This is a genomic window from Microcoleus sp. B6-A1, from assembly GCF_036705085.1.
GTDB lineage: Bacteria > Cyanobacteriota > Cyanobacteriia > Cyanobacteriales > Microcoleaceae > Microcoleus.
In genome coordinates, this window is record NZ_JAUBTU010000097.1 from 1 (window position 1) to 26,869 (window position 26,869).

Below are 26,869 nucleotides of genomic sequence, written 5' to 3' on the forward strand. Positions count from 1 at the left end.
TAAGTTAGATTTAGACCCGGATTTGATTTTAAATCACCCTAACCTTCCTTCAGTCTTGTCTTATGGTACTCTGGCTGGTTAAAAACTGTCCGGAGTATTGATATACACTCGTTTGTACGAACAATGTTGCCGAGCTTTTTATCCTCTCTCACTGGATAACTTCTGCCAACTAATGTCTACTTATAGAAATCTATAGCCTTTCGAGCTCTCATATGAGGTACTCATGGGCATAGGCCTCCGTGGCCTCCGTGGGCATAGGCCTCCGTGGGCATAGGGCATACCTCACTTTTTTGAGAACCGCTATAGTTATTTAGGGAGCATCGGCAGCTTGCCCTAAAATCGCTCGCCCAGCAATCTTTGTCGCACCCCCTCAGCGATTTTCTGCCCCAGATATTCGGGAATTAAACTTTCATTGGGCCCCAACAAGTAGAGAATTAGGCGAGTTCGCCCCCGCCAAACCAGCAAATTAGCATTTACTACCAACAAATCCTCTTGCCAGATGGCATACATAACTTTGTAAAAAAGTCCAGGTTGATTATCTGCTTCAATCAGCAAAGCTGGCAAGTGGAAAACCGGATCGACGTAGAATTCAGTTGCCACATCTTCTAAACCCGCGTCTAAATTAAATTCCACCGCCAACATCTCTTCAACCTCAAAATGTCCCGCCAATGCCTCTCGAACGGCTCTACAGACATTTTCTGCTGTTTTATCTGCCAGTACCTTGCCACCGCGAGATACGACCAATTTGATAAATACCAGCATGGGCGGGTAAATTTGACCGTACAGACTCAGACTGTGAATCGTCAGCCCGTAGGCCGCGAGCACTCCAAAAATATCGCTCAGTAGAAAAGACTGGTTCCGGTAAGCAAAATGCAGGGCACTTTTGTTACCTTCGGCTCGGATTTCGATGACTGCTTGCCGAGTTTTGTAAAGCTGGTAAGCTAATTTGAGGTTTTGCAACTGAATTTCGCTGCTGACAAATTGCTCATAAAACTGCGGAAACGCTCGGTTAAAGCGCTTGAGAAGTTCTAGTGTAGATGGTTTTAAACCCGAAGCCATAATTGAGGAGAAGGTGCGGGAGATATACTGGTATTGACTCTTCCATGCCTTATGGCAATGGGATTTTCGATTCGACGATTCGACTTAAATTGTGCCCGTCTCCTCACTAAAAGCAAAAGTCAAATCTGTCTGAGAACTTATCACGAGAATGTCACCGTTGCGCCATTCCAGTGGTATTTTCCACCAAGGGTATAAGTTCCGGCGCGATCGGCGGCACTCAAAAGAAGCATTTCCCAATATGCCTCTGTCCTGGTTCGGCAACAAATTTTACCTTAAAAGCGGGTTCTCCGGGCACTGGCTAGCAGAACAGTTCTACCAAACTTGACAGAATCAAAAAAGCGCAGACTCAATGTTGGACGACAAATCCCTGTTTTCGGCGTAAGATGAGTGTACCGTAAACTGTTCCTCAAGAGGCTACCGGCAATTGCTCCTACGCCGATCGGAGTGGGTTTATCTGTCGGGTTCTCTTTCTCGTCGTCCAACTTCTACTACCTTAACCGCGCCTGCATGGGTTTTTGGAAAAACTTATTTAGTAGTTCTGAGTCTGCCTCTGTACCCCAAACAGCGGATTTTGAGGAAGATGTGGCTGTTGGGTTAGGCGATCCGCTTTCCCCAACGTTTCGCAAACCCGCCAGCGGCAACGCTCGCATCTTTTTCAGTTGCGATCGGGACATTGACCTCTATGAACTCGAAGAACTTTGTAATGCAGTGGGTTGGTCTCGCCGTCCCCTGCGTAAAGTCAAAAAAGCTATTGTGCACAGCTTCCTAGTCGTCTCTATGTGGGAGATGCGGGGCAGCCAGCGACGGCTGGTGGGTTTCGCCAGAGCGACTTCAGACCATGCTTTTAATGCCACGCTTTGGGATGTGGTAGTTCATCCCGACTACCAGGGCAAAGGCATGGGCAAGGCGCTGATGAAATACATCATTAAAAAACTCCGCAGTGAAGATATCAGCAACATTACCTTATTTGCTGACCCTCAAGTGGTGGATTTTTACCGCAATTTGGGCTTTATGTCCGATCCAGAGGGGATTAAAGGTATGTTTTGGTATCCTGATTAGCGAGCCAGGTGCAGGTTGGCGTTGATTTGTTGAGGATCTACAATACAATATTGACGCTGACAACACCGAATGCACCTGTGCGCTGCGGTCAGTTACCCGTGGATGTATCTCGGCATCACGGCCGTTATGAAGCTGTGCAAGTATTGTCAGTCGATTTGAGCAGAGCACTATAGGAGTCAGGGGCGGGTATCGGTTTTGGGGTGGGGTCAAACCGCACACCCTGAAAAAAACTTCGCCTTAGCTGCATCGAGAGCTAAATATTTAATAAAGCTTGACAAGCAACTGGTTTTGTGTGTTAATGGTTAGAGGTTAGCTAACTATAACACCGGGATGTAGCGCAGCTTGGTAGCGCGCCTGCTTTGGGAGCAGGATGTCGCAGGTTCAAATCCTGTCATCCCGATCGCACAATGTTAAATAATAGATTGAAGCAGAACTGTCTCTGATGTTTACATTTCGTCAAAATGAAAACAAAATGAGGCAATTTTTGCTGATCGTGCTAAGTCGCCAGTCTTTGCGTTAATGTGTTTCAGGATCGCTCCTGATGGAAAAAACATGAAATCATTAGTTCGTTTGGGCGCAATATTGGGAATTGTCGGCAGCACTCTGCTGGGCCCCTCCCCAATTGGCAAGATGTCTGCACTGGCACTGCCGGAGCCGCAAATTTTGGAAAAATTGCGCTCGGTGCCGGTATTTACGATTACAGACGCTCAGGGTGCGCCCCTCGTCGCTTCTGTTCCCAAGCAGGGTCAGGGTCAAACTGGTAATGCTTCCGTGGCGGGAATTTTCATCAGCCAGAAAGATGCTCAAGCTTTTGTCGATCAACTGAAAACCAGAAATCCTCAGTTGGCGGCCACGGTGCGCGTGATGCCGGTGTCGCTGGGGGAAATTTATCAGATCACTCAAGCAAATAAAGGCAAGCCGGAGGAAGTGCAATTTGCTTTCGTTCCGGCTCCGCAGCAGGTGCAGTCGGCTAAAACTGTACTTCAGCAGACTGGTCAACAAGTTAACGAGTTCAACGGTGTACCTCTGTTTTTGGCCAGAGGCGGTGCGGAAAATGGTTATTTGACGATTCAGCGGGGCCAGCAAGAGGTGATTCCCTTGTTTTTTAACAAGGAGGATTTACAGGGAATGGTCGATCGTTTTAAGCAGCAGCAGCCGAACGTGACTGCCACAATTAAGATTGAGGTGGTGAACTTGGAGAGCGTTTTGGAAGCTTTGCGTACAGAGAACGACCCGTTTTTGACCCAAATGATTTTGATTCCGTCGCGGGAGTCGCTGGAATTTGTGCGATCGCTCCAACCTGCAGGTGCGGGCCAAAATCCACAGGTTGCTCCGGCTCCAGCTCGGCCGGCTCCAGCTCCGGCTCCGGCTCCAGCTCGGCCGGCTCGCTAATATTTAGTCAGTGGACAGTTGACAGTTGACAGTTGACTGTTGACTGTTAACCGTTGACCATTGTCATTAGTTACCAATGCCCGATGCCCGATGCCCGATGCCCGATGCCCGATGCCCAATTACCAAAAAGTCTTATGTTTGTTTCTGGTTTAGAGCTTTGGCAGTGGGTGAATCAAGCTAAGGCAGAGGCGATCGATTATGATATTCCTCTAGCAGAAATCGACTGGCTGCTGCAAGAGCTGGCTGGTTTGGATAGGTTGGCTCTGCGTTTGGAGTCGTTTAAAGATTTGCCAAAAATTGAATTAAAGTTGTCTTTATCGGAACTTGCTCAATTGTGGCAGCGGCGCTTGCAGGAACGGGTGCCGGTGCAGTATTTAACGGGAGTTGCACATTGGCGGCATTTTTCGCTCAAAGTAACGCCGGCGGTGCTAATTCCGCGTCCTGAAACGGAATTGCTGATCGATTTGGTTGTAGAAGCTGTTAAAAGCCGTTTAGAAGCAGAAAATATCAATCAAAAATCTACCCCCCCCAACCCCCCCTTACTAAGGGGGGGAGAAGATTTAAACTTCTCCCAGCTTCGGGGGGGAGAATTTGCCCAATCGCATTGGGTGGATTTGGGAACGGGCAGCGGGGCGATCGCGATCGGCTTGGCTTCTGCGTTGACAAATGCTAGGGTTTATGCGGTAGATTGCAGTTCGGAAGCTTTGGCAGTTGCTCGACTGAATGCTGAGAATTTGGGTTTTGCATCGCGAATTAATTTTTATCAAGGTTTGTGGTGGGAACCGCTAGAGTTTCTCAAAGGTCAAGTCAGCGGCATGGTGTCTAACCCCCCTTACATTCCCAGCAGCACGGTGCTGACTCTGGAACCGGAAGTTTTGAAGCACGAACCTCATCTGGCCTTAGACGGCGGTTTTGACGGGTTAGATTGCATCCGGCATTTGGTAGAAACGGCTCCCGATTATTTAGAATCAGGGGGAGTTTGGCTGGTTGAGATGATGGCGGGGCAAGAAACGGCGGTAGCTGATATGCTGCAAAGTCACGGGAGTTATGGCAAAGTTCAGATATTTTCTGATTTAGCAGGAATCGATCGGTTTGCCTTAGCCTACCGTCTGTAGGTTTCAAAAATATGTCGTACTTCTAAAATCTAAAATCTAAAATCTAAAATCTAAAATCTAAAATGGCATGACACAAGTTGCGATCGATGCCCTAGTTCAAGGGGCAATTTCTGGTAATTATATCGTCAGTTTTCCTACAGATACTGTACCCGCTTTGGCTGCGCGTCCCGATCGCTCGGAGTTGATTTTTGCAGCTAAACGCCGCAGTCAAGACAAACCCCTGATTTTGATGGCAGCATCGGCGAGGGCTTTGTGGCCTTACGTGCAGGGGAGTCCAGCAGAGTTAAACTTGTGGGAGCAAGTGGCCCAATCCTATTGGCCGGGCGCGTTAACTTTGGTACTGCCGGCTTCGCCAAAAGTCCCGGCGGCCATGAATTCGATCGACCCAACTACAATCGGAATACGAGTTCCTGACTTTCCCCTTGCCCTAAAGATTCTAGAGCAGACAGGCCCTTTGGCTACTACCAGTGCTAATTTATCCGGCCAGCCGCCTCTGGAATCGGTGGCAGAAATTGAGGCTCAGTTTCCCGAAGTCTTGACATTAGTTCCTTCTGAATTAGCAACAGCGACAACAGCTTCGAGTTTGCCTTCGACTGTGGCTAAATGGACGGGCAGCAGGTGGGAAATATTGCGACAAGGCACGATCGAGTTAGAATGCTAAAAGCTAAACTCCAAGGCAAAGCAATATGGCGCCGATCGGCTGGAGCAACTTTATATATTTAGGTATGGGACTGGGGCTGGGTTTGGGAAGCAGTTTGATTTGGCGCCTGCGGCAAAAAAGCTCGCAACAGCCCGAACCGGCGCCCAAAGTAGCCCCACCTCCTCAAGAAATTCACTTAGAGAAGTTTGATGCTCTTTCCGAGCAACTTAAGCAAACTCAATTGGCTTATCAGATGGCATCGGAGATGAGCCAATTTAAGGCGGGTTTTTTGGCTCGAACTTCTCACGAGTTGCGATCGCCCCTGAGCACTATGATTGGTACGCTGCAATTAATTCTCTCGGATTTGTGCGACGATCCTGCTGAGGAACGAGAGTTTGTCGAACAAGCTCACGTCGCGGCACTCAAGCTGGTGAAATTAATAGATGAAATTATCTCTGTTGCTAAAACTGAACACGGCACTGACAGGATGGATATTGAGCCGATTCAGTTAGCTAAGGTTTTTGACGAGGTTGATGATTTAACTTACTTGCAAGCTGCTAATCGCGGCATTCGTTTGGAGATATTGCCGCCAGATCCGGGGATTTATGTATTGGCAGATTTGCCGAGATTTAGGCAAGTTTTAGTACATTTGGTAGATACTGCAGTTGCTCAGATGGAGGAGGGGAGTATTTCTGTTTCTGCCCATGCTTCGCCGGAATCTGGATACGTTCACATTTGGGTGGACGATCAGCGTTCAGTGAGTGCTTGGAGCGAGTCTTGGGATTTGCTGAAGCACGATTTGGAGTGTGATATTACCAAGAGCAGCGATAATTCTCAGGTGTCTTCGGGAATGAGGTTATTGATGAATCAGACTCTTTTAAGTTTGATGAGCGGAAAGTTGGAGGTTCTGGCGGTGCCTTCTGAGTCCGAAGAGTGCAATTTTAACCGGACTCAGTGTTCTATTCCTTTGGCAACTTTCTGATGAAGAAAGTTCGGCAACGAGCAATCTACGGGATTTAATAGACATAGGAGTGAAAAGCCTGTCTTGAACAGGCAAGATGCCTGTTCCACAAGAATTATTGGAGATGTCTAATAGGGAGTAAGGTGCGCTGCGACGCACCCTACATATTATAGATTTTGGTGCAATTTTTGTGCGGATTTAACAATTAGCAGTTAGCAATTCGCCGTTGCTAATTTCTAATTCGAGATTTTCTTCTAGAAGCTGATTTTCAAGTACCATTGTGGTGCTAGCGTTTTGCTGAAAACCGATGCGCTCGTAGAAGCTTTGTTTGTAAGTTGTCATCAGGTAAACTCGCTCTACTCGGCACATTCGAGGGTGACTCAAGACCGTTTGCACTAACTTACGGCCGAGTCCTGCACCTTGGTAATCCGGGTGAATGGCGACATCCCAGATGGTGGCTCGATAGATGCCGTCTGAGGTGGCTCTGGCAAAGCCGATCGCCCGTGAGCCGTCCCAAACTGTAACAACTGGTTCGCTGTTGGCGATCGCAATTTCCCAATCTTCTATCTTGCGTTCCCTCGCCCAAAAGGCGGCGGCTTTAAATAGTTCTTGGATCTGTACGATGTCTGCGCGGTCGCGACCTATACAAAATTGAATGTGACTGGAATCCCTAGTCGTTGATTTCATGCTCAATCTGCCTTCAATTGGTGTCTAAACTGTGTTACTTTTACTGTCTTAGCGGGTATAGTTGATTTTGCTTGGGAACAATCAATGATTGAATTCCCGATTTACAAAACTATTTTTATTCATACATATTTTTTAACTAATTTCGGTAATTATTAATACTTTTTGGGGCAAATTTTGTAAAAGAGTCTTTGAGTCAAAATTCCCAACTTATCGGAAAGTTGGGTTTAAAACCCCGTTATTCTAGAACGGCTTTAATTTCTTAAATCTATTCTAAAAAATCAGGGAATTGCTGGTTTTTTGTAGTATACTGCAAAAGTCAAGGTTAAACTCCTTTGCCATCGTGAAACAGTTAAGACACACTTTTAGGCACAAACTGGGGACACAGAGCGGCGAAAACTCTTAAAACAGCTAGGGGATTAATACATCCTCGTTACCAGAAAACAAAGAACTTTTTCATTTGTTAGGTAGGGTAGGGCATATCCGAACTCTAGGTTCACTATCCTAGTACGCTTTTGGAGACAGACCCTCTGGGGTGTTGTGAGTTAAGCTCGTCAATTGGTAGTATTTCCTACGGTTGAAAAGTTTAAGAATTGCCACGAGGACATGGCGCTTAAAGGTTAGTCGATGAATTAAGAATCCCCACGCCTTTAGGCTGGGGAGTGTCAAAACTCATACCATTTGATATTTGAGATTAGAGATTTTAGATGGGAATGACTGATTTTTTAGGGGTTGGGAGTTTGTCTACAGAGAAACCGGGTTTTTTCATAGCAATACTTCGTTACAACTGAAATAATGTTGCACCATTCTCAATAAGCTTTTTATGAACAGGCTTTTCGGCCTGTTCCACAAGAAAATTCACTCTTTGTGGAACAGGCCGAAAAGCCTGTTCCTGAGAATGGTGCAATATCTCAGTTACAGCCCACTGAAACGGTAAAAATCCGGTTTCGAGGCGTCGTTTATCGGTAAGCGTAAGCTATAGCTAGTGTCTTGCCTAATTGCTCAAAAATCATCTATCGAGAGAGGTGTTGACTCCACGAAAACACCCGAAGATTGTGCTGTGGAGTCAATTCTTTAATCTCTAATCTCAAATCGAGTGAATCAGTTTTGCAGCCAGCGGGCGGCGTCTTTGGCGTGATAAGTCAAAATCAAATCACAACCAGCACGCTTGAATCCTGTCAAAGTTTCCATCACTACTCTTTCTTCATCTATCCAACCGTTGAGGGCGGCGGCTTTCACCATCGCATATTCCCCAGAAACGTTGTAAGCAGCAACTGGCAGATTAGTTGCTTCCTTCACGCGCCAGATGATGTCCATGTAAGCTAAAGCTGGTTTAACCATGAGCATATCTGCGCCTTCGGCAATGTCGAGAGCAATTTCTTTCAGAGCTTCGCGGCCGTTTCCTGGATCCATTTGATAGGTGCGCCGATCGCCAAATTGCGGAGCAGAATCGGCCGCATCCCGGAATGGGCCATAATAAGCTGAGGCATATTTTGCCGCGTAAGACATGATGGGAATATCTTCAAATCCAGCGGAGTCCAATCCTTCGCGAATTGCTCCGACAAAACCGTCCATCATTCCCGAAGGGGCGATAATATCTGCACCGGCTTTAGCTTGAGCAACAGCGGTTTTCTTCAGCAATTCTAGTGTGGGATCGTTCAAGACGCGGCCGCTTAAATCTCCGACTTCCAAATAGCCGCAGTGACCGTGACTGGTATATTCGCACAGACAAGTATCGACCATGACGATTAAATCTGGTACGGCTTTTTTAACGGCTTCCGTCGCTTGTTGAACGATGCCACAATCGTGCCAAGCACCTGTCGCGTCTGTATCTTTGTCTGCGGGAATGCCGAATAAAATAATAGCGGGAATGCCGAGGTCGTAGACTTCTTTTGCTTCTTCTACTATTTTGTCTACCGATAGCTGGTAAACTCCCGGCATCGATGTGACTTCTTTAGCAAAAGCTTCCCCCGGTACGGCAAATAGGGGGTAAATTAAATCGCTGGTTGTCAAGATATTTTCGCGTACCATCCGGCGGAGTTGGGGATGGTTGCGGAGGCGGCGGGGGCGGTGAGTTGGAAACATAATGTTTTTTTTACGGTAGATAAAGCCCTGTTTTCTAGGACTCGTGGCGCTTCTTTAAAAGTCTAGAGCTTATTGTTGGCCGATCGCCCTGGACTTAAGTAAACTTCTGTAAAAGCCTTGATGTCTGTGGTTTGCAGTCAGGACAAAGAGTCCTTGTCTGGTTTGCAGACTGAACCCTAACGCTGCTTGTGGGATCCGTTGGTACGGATATCTCGCTGGCTTCATACCTATAACCAGGCTGCCCATTCGCGAGGATAGACTGTAAATTATAAATGTATCGAATAGTAACGGTCTTATGTACAAGCAACTAATTTCAAAGATCAAACCGCTTTTGAAATCACTATTTGCGATCGGTCTGGTACTGACGCTAGCCCTCGGTAACGCTGACGGAGCTCTGGCGGCTCGCAGCGGAGGACGCATCGGGGGCGGATCTTTTAGGGCTCCGGCGCGCAGTTACTCGTCTCCTAGTCGCACTTACGCGCCGTCGGGAGGAGGCTACTACCCGGGTGGCGGCTTTGGAGGCGGCTTCGGTTTCCCGTTCTTGCTGCCGTTTTTTGGCTTTGGGGGCGGGTTTGGCGGCCTGTTCTCGATTTTGATTTTTATCTCGATTGCTAATTTCCTTGTCCAAAGCTTCCGCCGCGCCGGGGGATCAACTGACGAACTCGGCAACAGCGCCCCCACTACCACCGTATCTGTCGGCCGCTTGCAAGTTGGTTTGCTAGCAGAGGCCCGGGGTTTGCAAGCCGAACTCGACTCCCTAGCGCGAAAAGCGGATACCGATACAGCGGCAGGTCGTGCTCAAGTGCTGCAAGAATCTACTCTGGCGCTGCTGCGGCATCCTGAATACTGGGTTTACGCGGGCGCTGAATCTGTGCAAACTCGCTTGGAAGCAGCCGAAGCTAAGTTTAATCAATTTTCTTTGGCAGAACGCAGCAAATTTACTGAAGAAACGCTCTCGAATTATAACAATCAGCTCCGACAAGCAGGGAGCAGCAATATCCTGCCTGGTTTGCAGGAAAATGGGGCGCTGGTTGCTTCTGATTTGAATTCAGATCCTGGGGAATTTATTGTGGTGACGGTGATTGTCGGTACTCAAGGTAAATTGCAATTGCCAGCAGTGAAAAACTCTGAAGATTTGCGCCAAGCTTTGCGTCAGATTGGGGGAGTATCGAGCGAGCAGTTGCTGGCGGTTGAGGTGCTGTGGACTCCTCAAGCGAACGGGGACACTCTGACTGCTGACGATATGTTGGCCGGCTATCCTGATTTGCGATCGATTTAGTGAGCAAGACTGGGCGCGGAGCATTGTCTACCGCGCCCCATCCGGCACCAAAGCTGGGCGGGTTAACCCAATTGCTTTTGAGACGGGAATTTCGCGGGAGGTTGGGGAGGTCGATCGAGTTAAAGAAGATTGTTTAACAAATGCTAGTATTTAGAGATTATGATTCAGTGTGATTCATCTGCTATGGGCAAAGCCTGCTCGATAGGGGTTTTGCGAAGAAGTTAGGCAGGATAAAAAAACTGTATTCTGCGAGGACTGCTTCGGAAGAAGTTGCGCTCGCGCCCATCTAAATTTTATATAAAGAAGCGATCGAGAGCTAAAACTTATGGCCGACAGCAGCAGAAAAAAAGCACTTTTTATTTTGAGCCAGTTAAATAATGACGATATCAACTGGATCGTCCAAAAAGGCAAAAAGGAAGTTCTCGAACCGGGCGGGATTTTGATCCATGAAGGGAGACAGATAGATGCGCTCTACATTGTTTTAAATGGGAGTTTGAGCGTTTTGATCGAGGCTGAGCGGACTAGAGAACTCGCTAAAATAGCCAGCGGAGAACTGGTGGGAGAAGTCTCTTTCATTGACGCTCGCCCTCCTTTGGCAACGGTAAAGGCGATCGAAGAAACTCACTTGCTGGCAATTCCTAGGCGGCAGTTAGTCATCAAACTTCAAAACGATATGGGCTTTGCATCCCGGTTTTATTATGGAATTTCACTGTGTCTGGCAGACAGGATGCGCGGTACGATCCGACATATAGAATATGGTCGCAATATTGAATTAGATCAACCAGAATTTGAACGAGAGGATATCAATCCTAACGTTCTGGAAAATTTGGCGCTAGCTGAGGCTAAGTTTAATTGGCTGAGGGAAAATGTTAAAGCTTGAGGAATTTTAAGGGGTTTTTGAGCTGGGTGTGAAAACTCGCCGATTGATACGGTAATTGAGAGATGTACGATGTAACTCACACTTTGCACCATTCTGAAGAACAGGCTTTTCGGCCTGTTCCACAAAAAAATTCATCTCTTGTGGAACAGGCCGAAAAGCCTGTTCCTAAACAAGTAATTGAGAATGGTGCAATATCTCAGATGTAACTCACATCTTGCACCATTCTCAAGAAAAGGGTTTCCGGCCTGTTCCACAAAGAATGAGTTTTATTGTGAGGAGTAGGGGTCGGGCAGGAGACCCAGCCCAAAACATGATTATTGATATTGGTGCAAGATGTAAGATGTAACATCTCAAATCAAAAAACAGATGTGGAAAACAAAATAGGGGCGGGTTGTACCGGAAATATCGATCGATAATTGCCGGAACTATAAAAACCCGCCCCTGTGCTTTGCAGTAGTTGCAACCTCGCGCGCTGAAACGCAACTACCAACCACACAATCTAGATAATGCCCGGCCCTTTGCCACGGGTGTCTGCATCCATTGTCAGTTTTCCTTCCTCGCCTTTTTTATCTTTGATTTCTGCGAGAATTCGAGCGCGTTCTGCGGCTTCGGCTTCTTCTTTTGCTCTCAAATCGCCCGGTTCGTTGATGTACATTTCCGGTTCGATCGCGTAATTGTTAACCAGACCTTCTTTGTCTACTGTATAACCATCTGTAGTGTGAATGCTTTCGTCATCGGTTTGGTCATCAGTTTTTGCACTTTTCTGCTTCGCTTCGGTGGTTGTGTGCATGAAGTTAGAGCCTTCCCGTTCTTGCCGCGCTGCTGTCTCCGCAGGAGTAATGCCCCTGTCGTAGTGGGGGGCTTCCATATTGGCTTCGATTTGTTCGTCGGCCGGTGTTGATTTGCTAACTTCTTCTTTGGGGGGTATGGGTTGGCGATTAGTCATGATTTATTCCTGAGTTATCTTTTCAAAAAGGTCTTTGGCTTATGTTTAAATATTAATCCCAAGCTAGCTCATTCACAAACTATCTTTGGTTATAGTTTGCGAAAAATTGCGGTTAGGGAAAATACCTTTATTGAGTCTTCCTCAAGAGTGAGAAAATTCTGTTTTTATTAAAAATTTCACTATTTGCGACTATTTGGCATCTATCTAAAGATTGGGAATTGGGAATTGGGCATCGGGCATCGGGCATTGGTAACTAATGACAACAGACAACAGTCAACTGTCAACAGACAACTGTCAACAGTCAACTATCAACTGACTTTACGATTCTTTAAAGAAGCGGATGATTTCGCGGACGTGGTTGAGAAATTGTCCGTCATCGGTGAGTTGGGCGATCGCACTTTCTGCATCTCTTCTCAGTTTAGTGTGCTCTGCCTGATTTGTCGCTTGCAAAGATTGTAGAGATGCGGATAAAGTAGTTAATTCTCTTCTCATAGCTTCCCGTTCCCGATTTTGGACAGCCACCCACGAATTCGGATTGTCTGAACTTAATTGATTGCTCAAATCTCTAACTGTAGATTCTAATTGTGCAAAGCGGCTGCGGAGTTCGACAATATCTTCACGGGGGTACAAAAATTGGCGGCGGATAGTTGTCAGCCGCTGGGCTAAATACTGATAACCTCGGATAGCTGGACGCAGTACAGTTAACAGCAGTGCAGCAGCGGAACTGAGATAGCCAATAGCACTAATTCCGGCGGCGGCTAGGGCGTAAAGTGCGATCGCGCTAAACAGGTGAAGTGCGATCGCCACAAAGAGCGATCGGCTAACTAATACAGTAACGTATTTGACTTGTTCCTGATCGACAGCAATGTTTTTTTTAGTCGATTCTGCGGCTTGCGCTAAAACTTCTTTAGCTTCAAAATGGATATTCCAGGGAACTGTAACTATCAGCAACAGCCATTCAAAACTAGCAATGGCAATTACCCAATCAATAAAACTGCCGGCCGAGACGTGCAGCCATTGCAGAATGGCAAAAACTAGCAACAAAAATATGCCTGTGGCGGCACCAAAACCTGCGAAAGTGTAATACATAGCGATGCCTTGGTTGAATGTTGTTTTGATTGTGGGTAGGTGGTTTAGGTCTGGAGTAATAAACTGTGACAGTTAAGTGAGCGTCCTATTAATCCCGGTTCATTAGTTATGAGTAAAAGTGCAGGTCAAGGGTTGCGATCAACCTGTTTTTTCCCACAAATGCTTGCTCTACCTCAATCGTGGAAGGTAGTTGAGATTTGGGGTAGATTGTTTAGGTATGGATTCATAAGGTGTGACAGTTAAGAAATCGTCCTATTGAACCCAGTTTATTAGTGATTAGTAATACTCCGGGAGACAAGGGTTTCCAGACGCCTGGTTTGTTCCAAGAACATACACGGGCTTGAACCCATCCATAATAGTTAAAGGAAACGGTTTTTTGGTTTGGGATCGATTAAAAGGGCGGGTTTTTGAGATTGTCAATTATTGGCAGATATTGTTCGTGAACCCGCCCCTACCGTATTAGGGATAATCGATCGGACATGATATAAGTCCTCAATAATTACTCATTGACGATTAAGTAGAACGACACAAAAAAAATGACAATGTAACAAAATGTAAACGAATCACAACCTTTGGGATTGCTTCATTTCACTGGCAATGACATACTTATGTTTTTCGCAGTTCGTCTAGTTAGTAATCAGGATGAAGTCAATCGATTTTAGATTTTAGATTTTAGATTAAAGAATTGAAGCATTGACTTGCGCGAGATGAATCCGGGGGCTTGTATCCTGGATGCTTTCGGTCACTTTCTGCCCAACTCATACCATTTGAGATTTGAGATGGGAAATGGCTGATTATGTATGGGTTTGCAGATTGTATATAGTTGCATTCATTTTTTGAACTGGTATCGCTAACGGCGTTACGCGGTGCTAAAAAAGCAGGAATCTCAAAACGCTCCCCTCTATCCATTTTTATTTTCCAGAGGTGCTAAATCACCTGTGGCTGAGATAAACTGATTTGGAAGTAGATCGCGCGTTTTGCAAGTTGCCTCTGCGTAACCGAGACACTGCTACTGCAACCTGCCATCAGTCACAGCAAAATAGGTGCCAAAATTAACTCTACAGTCTCCGATTTCCATTAACTGCGCGTCTACAATCTAAAATCAAAAGTCAGCAGCAAGGACAAACCGATGGCGAACTCAACTCTTGGCCTAGAACATCAACTTTACGATTATCTGTTATCTATTTCTCTGCGGGAGCCAGATATTCTCGCTTCACTACGGGAAGAAACTGCTAAACATCCTATGGGGATGATGCAGATTGCTCCCGAACAAGGTCAGTTTATGGAGCTCATGGTGCAGCTTATGGGAGCGACAAAAACCTTAGAGATTGGCGTTTTTACTGGTTATAGCTCGCTGTGCGTAGCTTTAGCGCTGCCTCCTAACGGTCAAATTATTGCCTGCGATGTCAGCGAGGAATATACTGCGATCGCACGACGCTATTGGGAAGCTGCGGGCGTGGCTAATAAGATTTCTTTGCAGTTGGGCCCAGCAATAAATACTCTCGACAAACTAATAGCCGAGGGACAAGCTGGAACCTTTGATTTTGCCTTCATCGACGCCGATAAAGAAAATTATGAGGCTTATTTTGAGCGATCGCTGCAACTTGTACGCAATGGCGGTTTAATTGTAATTGACAATGTTCTGTGGTCTGGACGAGTTGCCGATCCTCAAGTACAAGACGAAAGCACCCTGGCCATTCGTAGTTTCAACGACAAATTGCGTAACGATGCCAGAGTTACCCTCAGTGTTGTCCCCATTGCTGACGGACTGACTTTGGCATTAAAACGCCGTTGGGCTACTCTGATGGAACCTGAACAGGATAATTAAAGAGTTGTTTGCGGTTTGTGGTGGATTTCTAAGGACTCATACCAAAGCTATGAAGAAACCGGATTGCTGAGTCAGTCGATTTTAGATTTTAGATTTTAGATTTTAGATTTACCCCACAGATGCAATCTGGGAGATTGAACTAGGTTCTAAAATTTTTATCTTTCCACGACAGGAGTACGTGGCACGGTATCCGTTTTTTGGCTGGGTCAAGCTTCTGGGATAAAACGGATAATTTTTTTTCAGAAACCCAGTTTATAGGTTCAGGACTGTTTTTATTTGCTGCAAACCGCGAAGAAATAACAATTTAAGAATATTATATCTAAACAACGTAATTAATTGATTTGAGGCGTAACTTCGGGTGTCTAATTTACAACTAAAATTACCAATTCACGAAACTTTTCAGTGTACTGTTCAAGGCGAAGGTTACTGGACGGGGACTTTAGTTGATTTTATCAGATTGGCCGGTTGCCCTGTGCGGTGTCCTTGGTGTGACACAGGCTACGAAAATGGGGGCAAAGGTTTGCCGTCTGTGCCGCAGTCGATCGCCCAATTGCTCGCTCAATTGCAGTCTCCGAGGGTAGTCATTACTGGCGGCGAACCTTTTATACACGGGGATTTGCCTGAGTTAGTTGAAGCTTTGTTAGAAGCTGACAAGCAGGTGAGTATTGAAACTTCGGGCGCTTGCTGGCAGGATGTTTCCCCGCAGGCTTGGATTACTCTTTCTCCGAAGGAACACGTCAATCCTAAATATCCGGTGCAAGAGCTTTTCTGGACTAGAGCTAATGAAATTAAGTTGGTGATTAGCACTGGCGAAGAAGTTGAATTTTATCACCAGTATTTGGAAAATAATGTGAATGTTCCGGTTTTTTTGCAACCAGAATGGAACTCTAAAAGCTCAGCGATCCCGATTATTTTGGAATTGCTGAAACAAAATCCTAGTTACAGGCTATCTTTGCAAACTCACAAATTTATTGGTGTGCAATAATTTGATAGTTTAGCCAGAATTATTCGTCAGGTGGGCGGTGCAGAAGGGGGAGTGCATCGCCCTACAATTTGTGGAAATATGTGCTAAAATTAAAGCAGCAATTTATGATAATTTGAACGTAATGGAAGCAACTACGGAAACCCCAATGGGAAAAGTTATCACAACCCTAGTAATTACGAATCGGATCGATGAAGCTAAAGCAGAGGATGGTCTGATTCCCATCGAGCAAGTCAGGTCTGTTACTCTAGAAAATGTTTTGGTGGATACGGGCGCGACAACTTTGTGTTTGCCTAAAGATGTGATTGCCAGACTGGGTTTGAAAATCCTCAAGCAAGTGGTTGTGGAAACAGCCACGGGCATTAGTGAGGCGAGGATTTTTCGGGATGCTTCGATTTCTCTGTGCGGCCGCGAAGGGACTTTTGAGTGTTTAGAATTGCCAGAGGGAAAAACTCCACTTTTAGGGGTGATTCCGATGGAAGCGCTGGGAATTGAAGTCGATTTGAAAAATCAAAGATTGAAGGTTTTGCCCGACGGGCCGACGGAAACTTATTTGACAATTCTTTGATATTCTTGAGTTTGGATGCCAGCTATTCGATCGGCAGCGCTAAGATGGTTAAGCACTGTTTTGCACTACTCTCATGTCCCAACGCGCCGAAACCTCAAACAGCCAGCCAAGTGCATCCCGCAACGGGCATAATGTGACGAATTCTCACTCTCACAACCAAAATACTATTCGGGTTCGCGGTGCGAGACAGCACAACCTGAAAAATATCGATCTGGAACTGCCGCGCGATCGCCTGATCGTTTTTACTGGTGTCTCCGGTTCTGGTAAGTCTTCCCTGGCTTTCGATACAATTTTTGCCGAGGGCCAGCGCCGCTACGTCGAGTCTCTCAGCGCCTACGCGCGCCAGTTTTTGGGACAGTTGGACAAACCGGATGTGGACGCGATCGAGGGGTTGAGTCCGGCTATTTCGATCGACCAAAAGTCAACTTCTCACAACCCGCGATCGACTGTTGGCACTGTTACAGAAATTTACGATTATCTCAGATTGCTGTACGGCAGAGCCGGCGAACCGCACTGTCCGATTTGCGATCGGTGCATTGCGCCGCAGACAATTGATGAAATGTGCGATCGAGTCATGGCACTTCCCGACGGCACTCGCTTTCACCTTCTGGCACCAGTTGTGCGCGGAAAAAAAGGCACTCACCGCAAATTATTGTCGAGTTTAGCTGCGGAAGGATTTATTCGCGTCAAAGTTAACGGAGAAATTTTAGAACTTTCGGAAAATATCGAATTAGATAAAAATCATACGCACAATATCGAGATAGTTGTCGATCGGTTAATTAAAAAACCCGGTTTAGAAGAACGTTTAGTTGATTCTCTGGCAACTTGTTTGCGCCATTCTGAGGGAATTGCGATAATTGAAGAGTTACCGACTGAAGAAAATTCTCAACCACAGGGGCCGATCGTATTTTCTGAAAACTTTGCTTGTCCCGAACACGGCGCAGTAATGGAAGAACTTTCCCCCCGGTTATTTTCGTTTAATTCGCCCTACGGCGCGTGCCAAAACTGTCACGGTTTGGGGAGTTTGCGGACTTTTGCGCCGGAGTTGGTAGTTCCCGACGAGAAAGCGCCTCTTTATTGTGCGATCGCGCCTTGGTCAGACAAAGACAATTCCTATTATCTCTCTTTGCTTTGCAGTATTGCTGATACTTGCGGGTTTGATATCGACACTCCTTGGTATCGATTAAAGCCCGAACACCAGCGGGTAATTTTGTACGGCAATGAGTCCAAGGGAACCTCAGAAAGTAAGAAGCGAGACGGCAACACCACCGATTTTAGGAGAGATTTTAATGGCGTGATTTCCATGTTGCAGCGCCAGTACGACGATACTGGTTCTGATTTGATTAAGCAGAAGTTGGAACAGTATCGGGTCGATCGCTCTTGCGAGGTTTGTCACGGCAAACGCTTGAAACCCGAGGCGCTTTCGGTGCGGTTGGGACAGTACGGAATTGTAGATTTAACCAGTATTTCGATTCGCGAATGTCGGGAACGAGTAAATAATTTGGGATTGAGCGATCGGCAATTCCAAATATCCGATTTAGCCCTGAGAGAAATCAAAGCAAGGCTGCAATTTTTGCTCGATGTCGGGTTAGATTACCTGACCTTAGACCGCGCAGCAATGACGCTTTCTGGCGGAGAAGCGCAGCGAATTCGGCTGGCGACTCAAATCGGTTCTGGTTTGACTGGTGTTCTCTACGTTTTGGACGAACCGAGCATCGGACTGCATCAAAGAGACAACTTTCGCCTGCTGCAAACCTTAACAAAATTGCGCGATTTAGGCAATACTTTGATTGTCGTAGAACACGATGAAGAAACCATGCGAGCGGCCGACCACATTGTCGATATCGGGCCCGGCGCCGGCGTTCACGGTGGCAAAATTATATCGGAAGGAAGTTTAGAAAATTTGCTAAGGGCAGAGGAATCTTTGACTGGTGCTTATTTGTCGGGTAAGCGAGTAATTGAAACCCCTAATGAAAGAAGAAAAGGCAACGGCAAAGCTCTCTCAATCATAAATGCGACGCGCAACAATTTAAAAAATATTGATGTAGAAATTCCCTTGGGAAAACTCGTCTGCGTGACAGGCGTTTCCGGTTCGGGAAAATCCACTTTAATCAATGAATTGCTGTACCCGTCGCTGCAACACTATATCACCAAAAAAGTACCTTTACCACCCGATATGGACGCCCTCAAAACTAAAGGCGAACGCTCTCTAGAGGATGTGGTTGATAAAGTAATTGTAATTGACCAATCTCCCATCGGTCGTACTCCGCGCTCTAATCCCGCTACTTACACGGGAGTCTTTGATGTGATTCGGGATTTGTTTGCCGAAAGCATTGAAGCGAAGGCCAGAGGTTACAAAGCGGGGCAGTTTTCTTTTAACGTGAAAGGGGGAAGGTGCGAAGCTTGCGGCGGCCAAGGCGTGAATGTGATTTCGATGAATTTTCTGCCCGATGTTTACGTGCAGTGTGAGGTTTGCAAGGGTGCAAGGTACAACCGCGAAACGCTGCAAGTTAAGTACAAAGGCAAGTCGATTTCTGATGTTTTGAACATGACCGTAGAGGAATCTTTGGAAATGTTTAAAAATATTCCCAGGGCGGGCGCCAGACTGCAAACTTTGGTTGATGTTGGTTTGGGTTACATTCAGTTGGGACAGCCGGCGCCGACGCTTTCTGGGGGCGAAGCGCAGCGGGTAAAATTGGCAACGGAACTGTCGCGCCGCGCTACTGGGAAGACGCTTTATTTAATCGATGAACCGACGACGGGTTTGTCGTTTTATGATGTTCACCATTTGTTAAATGTGCTGCAAAGATTGGTGGATAAGGGTAATTCAATTTTGGTAATCGAACACAATTTGGATGTGATTCGGTGCTGCGATTGGGCGATCGATTTAGGCCCCGAAGGGGGAGATAAGGGCGGCGAGATTATTGTGGCGGGGACGCCGGAGGATGTGGCGGCAAATCAGAGGTCTTATACTGGGAAGTATTTGCAAGCGGTTTTGCAGCAGCATCCTTTGGGGGAGGCTGTAGCTGTTAGCTAATAGTAACAACTGTTACGCAATTATCACAATTAGTCAAGTGCGTCAGATATTTAAACCTTCAATAATGGTTTAAGAAACTCACCTGACGCACCCTACAATTAAAATACTCGAAGAGTGAAGCCTAAAAAACAGTAATCAAGCATCAAGATAGCTTATTAATAAATTACAAATCTCTTCCGTTAATGGTATTTTTGTTTCTATTTCTAGCCAAAGGTATTGACCAAAAGGATTATTTTCTAAAAATACATATTCATTGTTGGGAGTCACAATAAAATCCATCGCCCCATATAATAGTTTTTGCTCCTCCAAAAATTCGATGCAGAATTTTTCTATTTTTGCCGGTAGTTCAAAGATAGAATGTGGATTAATTTGAGTATGGAGTCGCCAATCAATTTTGGTCTCTTCATGGGCTTGTGAATCGATTTTAACGGCAAATACCTTTTTACCAATAATTGTAATCCTTAATTCAAAAGCTTTTTCGATATATTCTTGCAATTGAGTAGGCGATAAAGAAATGTTTTTATAGAATTTATAAAAATCATCTTTGCCAATCTTTCTTGACGGTATTCCTTGATTGATACCGTCGATCGTCACATTTCCAGTATAAATCGTTTTAACTAAAATCTCTTCTCCGCACTCTATAAAAAACTCTTTTGCTGTTTCTGGTTGGGTGGTTATCAGTGTTTTGGGGATTTTGATACCGTATTTATTGGCCAGTAAAAGTTGTTGAAATTTAACTTTTGCTTTATTGGCGATAAATGGATCGTTTATCCATTTTATACTGGGTATAGAGTATAGTATATTGACAAAAGCCTTTGTTTCTGAAGCTATAAACTGTTCCTCTGTAGATTCAGCAATTTTACCAAAAAAATCAAAATCAGGTTTTCTCAACCATGCTACTTTTAGTTTTGCTAAATTTAATATTCTACCAAGTTCGTCAGTAATCTCTCCATTCCATAAACCATTTTCATCAATGTAAAGATTTACCTGATATCTCCGAAGCAAATCTTCTGAATTTAACCTGAAAACTTCAATCCCTTTTTTATATAGGTTTCTAATAACTTCATCACTGTGGACATCCTGCTTATTCGTAAAAATTAAGAGCATATTTAATTTATCACATCGTTTTTGGGAAATAAATCAGGTCTGGTGGTCAACTGATATTGATGGTTCATATCAGGCTTTTTCTACTGACAATCCCTAACACCTTAAAGGGGTACGAGAGAATGCCCCGCACTCCACCGTACCGTATAATCAATGTTGTTTAATGCAGAAAGCCCGTGGTTTTCAACTAATGCCACTGTCAGCTTTAAGTATCAGACTCCTTTGAATCATCTTTACTCGAAAAAACACCGGTGAGAGTATCACGATAGGTCAAGGAAGTACCAGCAGCGGAAACAGGAATATTCGAGGTTTGAGTTTTCGGATCATAGGATTGTGTTAGTATCTCTGAATCCTTAATCGCTTCATCATACAATGCTTGGTCGAGTCTCTCTACAAAACTTAGGGTAAAAGGCACCGATCTTGCTGTTTCATCCAAAGTTTGTGTTTTCATATGATTTATTCTTGAAAATTGGTTAACATTTAAGATTGTACTTTCTAATTTTTAGACTGGGGTGGCATTTAATAGGAAAATTGATAGTGGGACTTGGTGTGATATAGTGTCATTGGGTGCTAATCTTTAGTAACCTTTTACAAAACTTAACTTTTCGTGGCAAAAAGTGGGTTTTGGTGGCGAAACTAAAAAGATTGAGTGAGGTTAAAAATATATGGACATTCAAAAATTGTCAAAATGGACTGGTAGGGTCGAACGGGGTATCGCTACCCCGAACTCCCATGCAAAACCGGACGTGATAGTTTCCCATCATCCGGCTCCTCGACTGTTTGGCGCTTGTCATGCGTACCTCTTTCCCATTAAGGGTTAGGGGGCTAGAAATAAGATTCATCACTTCTCATCTCCCACTCTTTTGGTTCCCATTTGGCGTGAGTAATGTCGTGGCAATGTCTATGTACTGCTGTCAGATTTGTCTTCTTGTTGTTGCTTCTGTTTCTATCTATGTGATGTACTTCGATTAGACAATCTGACGTGAAGTACAGACCGCAGTGCGAACACTTCCCATCTTGCTTTTTAATAAGCTCAGATAATTGTTTGGGAGTTTCAGGGTATTCCCCTTTTCGCTTGCTCCAGTAGACCCAATCTCCGTCATAAGGGCTTCTTTCACCCTTCACCTTTGTGTGCCTGGTTATTGGAGTATCGCCATGCTTGGCTAGACAATGCTTGCCGTTTTTTGTGGCGAATACCCAATTATTATTTCCCTTGGTTGTCCAAGTCTTGTCGGCGCTTTCATGACGGTAAATTGCCCATCCTCGTATTTGCTGATAGACGATGTGGTCTGCAAGTTGGAATATATCTTTGCTGCAAACCGTTTTGTAATAGTTCGACCAGCCCCTTATCACGGGGTTTAGTGTTGCAATTAAGGCATCTCGCGATGAACCTTTGTGCTTATCGATTAGGTCGCCTACTTTAGATAGATGGACTTTCAGCTTTTCCTTGGATGGTGTGATGATGGTTTTAAATCCCTGCTTAGACGCATACTCCCCTACCTCGAACTGTCTAACATTAAATCCGAGGAAGTCGAACCCTATGTTGCCTCCTTCATCAACTAGAGTGTGTGAGAGTCTGGTTTTTTCGGGTTTTAATTCCAAGCCAATGCCACTGAGCCATTCTGCTGTTATCTGCATACATCTTTGGACGACGGCTTTATCTTTGTGTAGAATTACAAAGTCATCAGCATAGCGAACTACTGTTAGGGTCATTCGCTTAGAGCGTTTGCTCTGTTGTCTGCCGTAGTTATTTTTCATCTCTACGGTTTCAACGTATTGGAGTAGCCGATTTTCCAAGCCGTGGAGGGCGATGTTTGCTAGCAAGGGCGATATAACCCCGCCTTGCGGCGTTCCCTCAGATGATTGACTGAACCCTTTCTTTTTATTGCGATTAGCGTATTCGCTCCAGTCAATCACTCCCGCTTTCAACCATGCCCGAATTTGACGGCGGATGGTGGGGAATGTATTTAATTTTTCTAGCAGCGCTTCATGGTTTATTCGGTCGAAGCATTTGGCAATGTCGGCATCTAGCACGTATTTCGGCTTCTGCTTGATTGCTCCATATATTGCTTCGATTGCGTCGTGGCATGACCGCCCTGGTCGGAATCCGTAGCTGTTTGGCTCGAATTTTGCTTCCCATTCCGGCTCTAAGGCTGCTTTTACCAGAGCTTGGGATGCTCTGTCGTTCATTGTGGGTATCCCTAACGGGCGTTTTTCGTCTCTACCAGGTTTGTCAATCCAGACTCTCCTGACAGGTTTAGCCTTTTGGTTTAACCTCAGTTGGCGTACAAGTTCTAGCCTTTGTTTGGGGATTAAACTCTTAATCCCATCTATTCCAGCCGTCTTCTTGTCGGGTAAGAGAGCATACGTCGCCGTATCTCCCTCCCCTAAGAACCGGACTTGACAGTTTCCCATCATCCGGCTCAAGCCTCCAAAACCTCAGAACGTTTGCCTGTATGTTCATGCCTGTGACAGGCTTTGTGAAGGTGGACAAGGTTTTCCGCTTTGTCCGTGCCTCCGTCTTTCACCCGAATCTTGTGATGGGTGTGCAGTTCTTCTCCATTGAACAAGTGTTCACCGCATACTGGACATTTCCAATTTTGGTTAACCGCTACGTTATAGAGTTTTGAGCCTTTGGCCCAGTACGATTTCCCGTATTTGGATTGGCGGTCTTGCCAGTATTTGGTGAGTGTTGGGTCGTCGGGAGATGCCGTGTCTTTGACTTTGACATGGCGTACTATGGGGATGTATGCCAGCTTCGGCAGGGTTATTAATGTTTCCCTACCATGTCTGTTCAAGAAGGGTTGGGCAAAGTTCCACTTCGTCCCGTTGATTGTTTTGAAGTATTTTTGGGCTACCCAACCTTTCCCCTTTTTCGGGTGTCTTCTTAGCGACCACTTCCACAGCATTTGCCATATTCGGTAGTCTACGTAAGAAAACGTCTCCTTACTGACCTTGTGCTTGTAGTAGTTCCCCCATCCTCTAATGATTGGGCTAAGGTGCTGGATAACTGCCGTTGCTTTTACCGTTTTGTGTTGATTCAGCCATTGTTGAATTCCAGACAGGAATTCTTTGACCTTTTCTTTTTGCGGTTTAATTAAGCATTTACCCTTGTAATGTCGGACATTGAACCCTAAGAAATTGAAGCCCTCATTAATATGAGTGATTTGGGTTTTATCCGCATTAAGTTTTAAACCCCTCTGATTTAGCCATTCTTCTAGGATGGGTTTAATGGCTTCCAAATCCTCACGATTTTCTGCGGTGATGATGAAGTCATCAGCGTAGCGAACAAACCCATATTTGGGTTTGTGTTCCCTCTCTGTTCTTTTTCTACCTGTTGAGTCGGTATATTTGTACTCCTTCGTCTTTTTATATTGGCTTAGGAGTTTTTCCATTCCGTCGAGAGCTATATTTGCCAAAAGGGGACTTATAATCCCTCCCTGTGGCGTTCCGCTTTCTGTATCGTGGAATATTTCCGCCTCTACATATCCTGCTTTTAACCACTGTTTGATTAGCTCTTTACCAGGGATTTCTCCTATGGCATTGAGCAGGTATTCGTGGCTAATATTGTCGAACGCCCCTTTTATATCTGCGTCCAGTATCCATCTGTCATTTCCCTGAGCGTTTAGTCTTATCCATGTCTGCTCAATTGCGTCATGGCAACTTCTGCCTGGGCGGAAGCCATAGGACTGGGCTTCAAATCTGGTTTCCCAGGCTGGTTCTAGGGCATTCTTAACAATTGCCTGTGCTATTCGGTCTTTGATTGTCGGGATACCTAATGGTCTTTGTTTTCCGTTAGCTTTCGGTATGTATACCCTTTTCGTTGGGCGAACTTTCCATAAGGTGTATTCTTTACTTTCTCTGACCAATTTCACTCTTTCCTCTGGAGTTAGAGCCGTCTGACCATCGATGCCAGCCGTCTGTTTCCCTTTGTTTTCTTGAGTGACTCTTCGCACTGACAATAGCAGGTTGGAGTAACTGCGAAGCATCAGTTTCATGAGGCTTCTAACCTTATTCCACTGACCGTTCTGGGCTGCTCGGTAGATTCTCCGTCTCAGGTTTCTGACACGCTTTTTGATGAGCTTCCAATTGATGGATGCCCACCCCTTGAGCGGTTCCTTCGTTCCGATGTCATTGCTGACTCTATCTTTCACGTTGGTTCAATTCCTTTACGCAAAATTTACCGTTGAAGACCCGCTGGAAGTCTGCCATCTTTCGATGCGGGGCAAAGCCTGAACCCCTATCTTCCGCATTACCAGAAGCGTTCGCTTTCTCCAGCATCCCCTACCCTCTGGATAATTCCGTTTTCCTTACGGTCAACCTACTCATGCCATCGACCTGGCTTGAGAATCCATAGGGTTTATCGTGTTTCGTACATTTAACCTTCGACCGATTTGGGTTCCACCTATATTCCGGTGAGAGTTTCGCTCTCTCGTTACTAGCCACAAGGCGCTGCCAGTAACCTACTCACTTGCCTTTTTGGCTAGAGTGTATCAGCCTGATTTCACTCTTTAGACATAACGGAATCTACGGTGATTCACATAACGTTAACCCTTTTCAGTCTTCCCCTTGCCCTTTCACCGAATTAGGCTATCAGTTGCGGGGCTTTCATGCCTTGCATTCCAACAGGTTCATTACTTACTTCTGTTGTAGGCGGAGTGCGACACTCTTTTATGTGGGGACGGAGAGAGAGAGTTCTCCGGGAGAGGCGGCTCTCCAGTTATTCAGCGCAGATGCGCCTAATGTACGACCTCACGTCGCACGCCCCGATTATCCTGAGTTACCCGACGAACGGCTAGTGCCTTAGCCGACCAAGACCTCATCAAAGTCTTTTGAAGCCTACGGACTGCTTTGACATCCCCACGTTGAGAGGCTTTGAATATGCGCTTTTGCAACTTAAAGACTATCCTCTGTATTTTTTTCCAGTTGATATCCTTCCATTCCACTTCTGTCTTTATTGACTCAGTATTAGACGTATTCATTGCTACTTGTTCCTATTCATTTCCAAACAATCGTGAATCTGTCAGCGTATCCTCGCCATTACAGCGAGGCATTGGCTTTTGATTCAATCCTGACCCCGTACATCATCTGGCTAGCTACCTACTCAGGCATCGACCTTCGTGAGAGATGTATGGGGGTTATCCCGTTCCTAACGACCATTGATTGAATCTTTAGAGCGATGCTATTCACCGGGTTTATGGGAAATGCTTTGTTGGTCGGCTCACCGCCCGCCAACTCCCTATCCTTGCCCTTTTGGGACTCCCAGTGTGATCAACCTATTTCACTGGTTATACCTAACGATGGTTTAGACACATCTTCGCTTGCGCTGCTCATGGATTCCTGCTCGAAGGGATTCTCAGTTAGGTTGCCGAGTTACCTCCTTTTTACCCCGCTTTACCTCTAGGGTTGCTACGCCTAGAAATAGGGGTAATGCTTTCACCACTGCACCTGTGGGGAGGGACTTACACCCTCAAGGTCGTTAAGTTGTCAAGGTTCATTTCAGCCCATACGAAAGGCTGATTCCTTGCTCCGCCTACACTTTAAGCCGCTAGGCTTTCCGTTTTCGCGGAAACGGGTCGCACGATGAACAGGTATTCGCTAAAACAGGACAACATCTTGATTCTTTACAAAAATCTATATTAGAAAGTGTTTTACAACGTCAAAATTTTCATAAAATTGCGGGAAATAATGGTTATAGTTACGATCACATTAAAAGAGAGGGAGCAAAATTATGGAAACTTCTCTCCGATGTTTTTTCAGAAGATATTGAACAAAAGAATGTTCGTTCTATTTTAGAAAATAAAGCTGGTTCTACTATCAATAATTTCGGTAATGCTTCCCACACTATTAGTAATTATATTAATAGTCATGTTAATATTTGTAGAGAAAATTCTCAATCTTTAGAGGATATAGAAAAGCGATCGCCCTCTTCCCAAGTCCAAAATCAACTCCCAATCATTGATCTAACAACAGCACCAGAATTAAACTATAATTACGGGCGTAATTCAGAAATTCATATTCTTAAAGAATGGATTTTAGAAGATAAGACTAGATTAATTACAATTTATGGATTGAGTGGTATCGCAATACTCCGGACAGTTTTTAAAGAGGAATGCGATCACAATAAAATAGAGAAGTGAAAAAAGTGAGTGCGATCTGAA

General features: G+C 45.3%; 21 protein-coding genes, 1 tRNA gene and 1 pseudogene. 13 read left to right on the forward strand and 10 right to left on the reverse strand.

Annotated elements, in window-relative coordinates:
* Nucleotides 1-333 precede the first annotated feature (333 nt).
* Nucleotides 334-1,059: a hypothetical protein gene (locus QUB11_RS26040; RefSeq protein WP_006631881.1), complete on the reverse strand. Its 726-nt coding sequence runs from the start codon at nucleotides 1,057-1,059 to the stop codon at nucleotides 334-336.
* A gap of 507 nt (nucleotides 1,060-1,566) precedes the next feature.
* Between QUB11_RS26040 and QUB11_RS26045 the strand changes: the two genes are divergently transcribed.
* From QUB11_RS26045 to QUB11_RS26070, 6 genes are all read left to right on the forward strand, one after another.
* Complete coding sequence (locus QUB11_RS26045; protein WP_242725747.1) at nucleotides 1,567-2,118, forward strand: GNAT family N-acetyltransferase; 552 nt, start codon at nucleotides 1,567-1,569, stop codon at nucleotides 2,116-2,118.
* A gap of 326 nt (nucleotides 2,119-2,444) precedes the next feature.
* A tRNA-Pro gene (locus tag QUB11_RS26050) sits at nucleotides 2,445-2,518 on the forward strand.
* A 152-nt stretch (nucleotides 2,519-2,670) separates the two neighbouring features.
* The gene (locus QUB11_RS26055) at nucleotides 2,671-3,510 is read left to right on the forward strand and encodes a Tic22 family protein (RefSeq protein WP_333392033.1); all 840 of its coding nucleotides are present in this window, start codon (nucleotides 2,671-2,673) and stop codon (nucleotides 3,508-3,510) included.
* A gap of 134 nt (nucleotides 3,511-3,644) precedes the next feature.
* The gene (locus QUB11_RS26060; RefSeq protein WP_333392050.1) at nucleotides 3,645-4,625 is read left to right on the forward strand and encodes a HemK/PrmC family methyltransferase; all 981 of its coding nucleotides are present in this window, start codon (nucleotides 3,645-3,647) and stop codon (nucleotides 4,623-4,625) included.
* 67 nt (nucleotides 4,626-4,692) lie between these two features.
* A complete protein-coding gene (locus QUB11_RS26065) occupies nucleotides 4,693-5,286 on the forward strand; it encodes an L-threonylcarbamoyladenylate synthase (protein WP_333392034.1) in 594 nt (197 codons plus the stop codon).
* 25 nt (nucleotides 5,287-5,311) lie between these two features.
* A complete protein-coding gene (locus tag QUB11_RS26070) occupies nucleotides 5,312-6,247 on the forward strand; it encodes a HAMP domain-containing sensor histidine kinase (protein WP_333392036.1) in 936 nt (311 codons plus the stop codon).
* Nucleotides 6,248-6,424: 177 nt separating this feature from the next.
* Here QUB11_RS26070 and QUB11_RS26075 read toward each other — a convergent pair whose 3' ends face one another.
* Both QUB11_RS26075 and hemB read right to left on the reverse strand, forming a co-directional pair.
* Nucleotides 6,425-6,913 carry a GNAT family N-acetyltransferase gene (locus tag QUB11_RS26075; RefSeq protein ID WP_333285136.1) on the reverse strand — a complete coding sequence of 163 codons (489 nt, stop codon included), beginning with the start codon at nucleotides 6,911-6,913 and terminating at the stop codon, nucleotides 6,425-6,427.
* Nucleotides 6,914-8,011: 1,098 nt separating this feature from the next.
* On the reverse strand, nucleotides 8,012-8,995 hold the full coding sequence (gene hemB / locus QUB11_RS26080; RefSeq protein ID WP_333049296.1) for a porphobilinogen synthase: 984 nt from the start codon (nucleotides 8,993-8,995) through the stop codon (nucleotides 8,012-8,014).
* 295 nt (nucleotides 8,996-9,290) lie between these two features.
* Between hemB and QUB11_RS26085 the strand changes: the two genes are divergently transcribed.
* The 3 genes from QUB11_RS26085 to QUB11_RS26095 all read left to right on the forward strand — a co-directional run bounded on the left by QUB11_RS26085 (nucleotide 9,291) and on the right by QUB11_RS26095 (nucleotide 11,360).
* On the forward strand, nucleotides 9,291-10,274 hold the full coding sequence (locus tag QUB11_RS26085) for a DUF1517 domain-containing protein (protein ID WP_333392038.1): 984 nt from the start codon (nucleotides 9,291-9,293) through the stop codon (nucleotides 10,272-10,274).
* Nucleotides 10,275-10,599: 325 nt separating this feature from the next.
* Complete coding sequence (locus tag QUB11_RS26090; RefSeq protein WP_333392040.1) at nucleotides 10,600-11,154, forward strand: cyclic nucleotide-binding domain-containing protein; 555 nt, start codon at nucleotides 10,600-10,602, stop codon at nucleotides 11,152-11,154.
* Nucleotides 11,155-11,216: 62 nt separating this feature from the next.
* Nucleotides 11,217-11,360, forward strand: coding sequence for a hypothetical protein (locus tag QUB11_RS26095; RefSeq protein WP_333392042.1), 144 nt, complete (start codon nucleotides 11,217-11,219; stop codon nucleotides 11,358-11,360).
* 293 nt (nucleotides 11,361-11,653) lie between these two features.
* On the opposite strand, the gene QUB11_RS26100 is transcribed toward QUB11_RS26095, so the two are convergent.
* Nucleotides 11,654-12,100, reverse strand: coding sequence for a hypothetical protein (locus tag QUB11_RS26100; RefSeq protein ID WP_333150981.1), 447 nt, complete (start codon nucleotides 12,098-12,100; stop codon nucleotides 11,654-11,656).
* Nucleotides 12,101-12,418: 318 nt separating this feature from the next.
* Nucleotides 12,419-13,189 (reverse strand): hypothetical protein, encoded by a 771-nt coding sequence (locus tag QUB11_RS26105; RefSeq protein ID WP_333392043.1) that lies wholly within the window; start codon nucleotides 13,187-13,189, stop codon nucleotides 12,419-12,421.
* 1,129 nt (nucleotides 13,190-14,318) lie between these two features.
* Here QUB11_RS26105 and QUB11_RS26110 point away from each other — a divergent pair.
* The 4 genes from QUB11_RS26110 to uvrA all read left to right on the forward strand — a co-directional run bounded on the left by QUB11_RS26110 (nucleotide 14,319) and on the right by uvrA (nucleotide 19,604).
* The gene (locus QUB11_RS26110) at nucleotides 14,319-15,017 is read left to right on the forward strand and encodes a class I SAM-dependent methyltransferase (protein WP_333392045.1); all 699 of its coding nucleotides are present in this window, start codon (nucleotides 14,319-14,321) and stop codon (nucleotides 15,015-15,017) included.
* A 358-nt stretch (nucleotides 15,018-15,375) separates the two neighbouring features.
* Complete coding sequence (locus QUB11_RS26115; RefSeq protein ID WP_333392046.1) at nucleotides 15,376-16,002, forward strand: 7-carboxy-7-deazaguanine synthase QueE; 627 nt, start codon at nucleotides 15,376-15,378, stop codon at nucleotides 16,000-16,002.
* 121 nt (nucleotides 16,003-16,123) lie between these two features.
* Nucleotides 16,124-16,567, forward strand: a complete 444-nt coding sequence (locus QUB11_RS26120) for a retroviral-like aspartic protease family protein (protein WP_333392052.1) — start codon at nucleotides 16,124-16,126, stop codon at nucleotides 16,565-16,567.
* Nucleotides 16,568-16,640: 73 nt separating this feature from the next.
* Nucleotides 16,641-19,604 (forward strand): excinuclease ABC subunit UvrA, encoded by a 2,964-nt coding sequence (uvrA, locus tag QUB11_RS26125; protein ID WP_333392048.1) that lies wholly within the window; start codon nucleotides 16,641-16,643, stop codon nucleotides 19,602-19,604.
* A 135-nt stretch (nucleotides 19,605-19,739) separates the two neighbouring features.
* Here uvrA and QUB11_RS26130 read toward each other — a convergent pair whose 3' ends face one another.
* The 5 genes and pseudogenes from QUB11_RS26130 to QUB11_RS26150 form a co-directional block, all read right to left on the reverse strand.
* Entirely contained in the window at nucleotides 19,740-20,711 is a 972-nt protein-coding gene (locus QUB11_RS26130; protein ID WP_333206676.1) for a hypothetical protein, read from the reverse strand.
* A 202-nt stretch (nucleotides 20,712-20,913) separates the two neighbouring features.
* Nucleotides 20,914-21,159, reverse strand: a complete 246-nt coding sequence (locus QUB11_RS26135; RefSeq protein WP_333206677.1) for a hypothetical protein — start codon at nucleotides 21,157-21,159, stop codon at nucleotides 20,914-20,916.
* Between the two features lie 374 nt (nucleotides 21,160-21,533).
* Nucleotides 21,534-23,126, reverse strand: a complete 1,593-nt coding sequence (gene ltrA, locus QUB11_RS26140) for a group II intron reverse transcriptase/maturase (protein WP_333206678.1) — start codon at nucleotides 23,124-23,126, stop codon at nucleotides 21,534-21,536.
* A gap of 5 nt (nucleotides 23,127-23,131) precedes the next feature.
* Nucleotides 23,132-24,862: a group II intron reverse transcriptase/maturase gene (ltrA, locus tag QUB11_RS26145; protein WP_333206679.1), complete on the reverse strand. Its 1,731-nt coding sequence runs from the start codon at nucleotides 24,860-24,862 to the stop codon at nucleotides 23,132-23,134.
* A 609-nt stretch (nucleotides 24,863-25,471) separates the two neighbouring features.
* Nucleotides 25,472-25,690 (reverse strand): annotated as a pseudogene (locus QUB11_RS26150) (reverse transcriptase N-terminal domain-containing protein); the annotation flags it as partial.
* Between the last annotated feature and the right edge of the window lie 1,179 nt (nucleotides 25,691-26,869).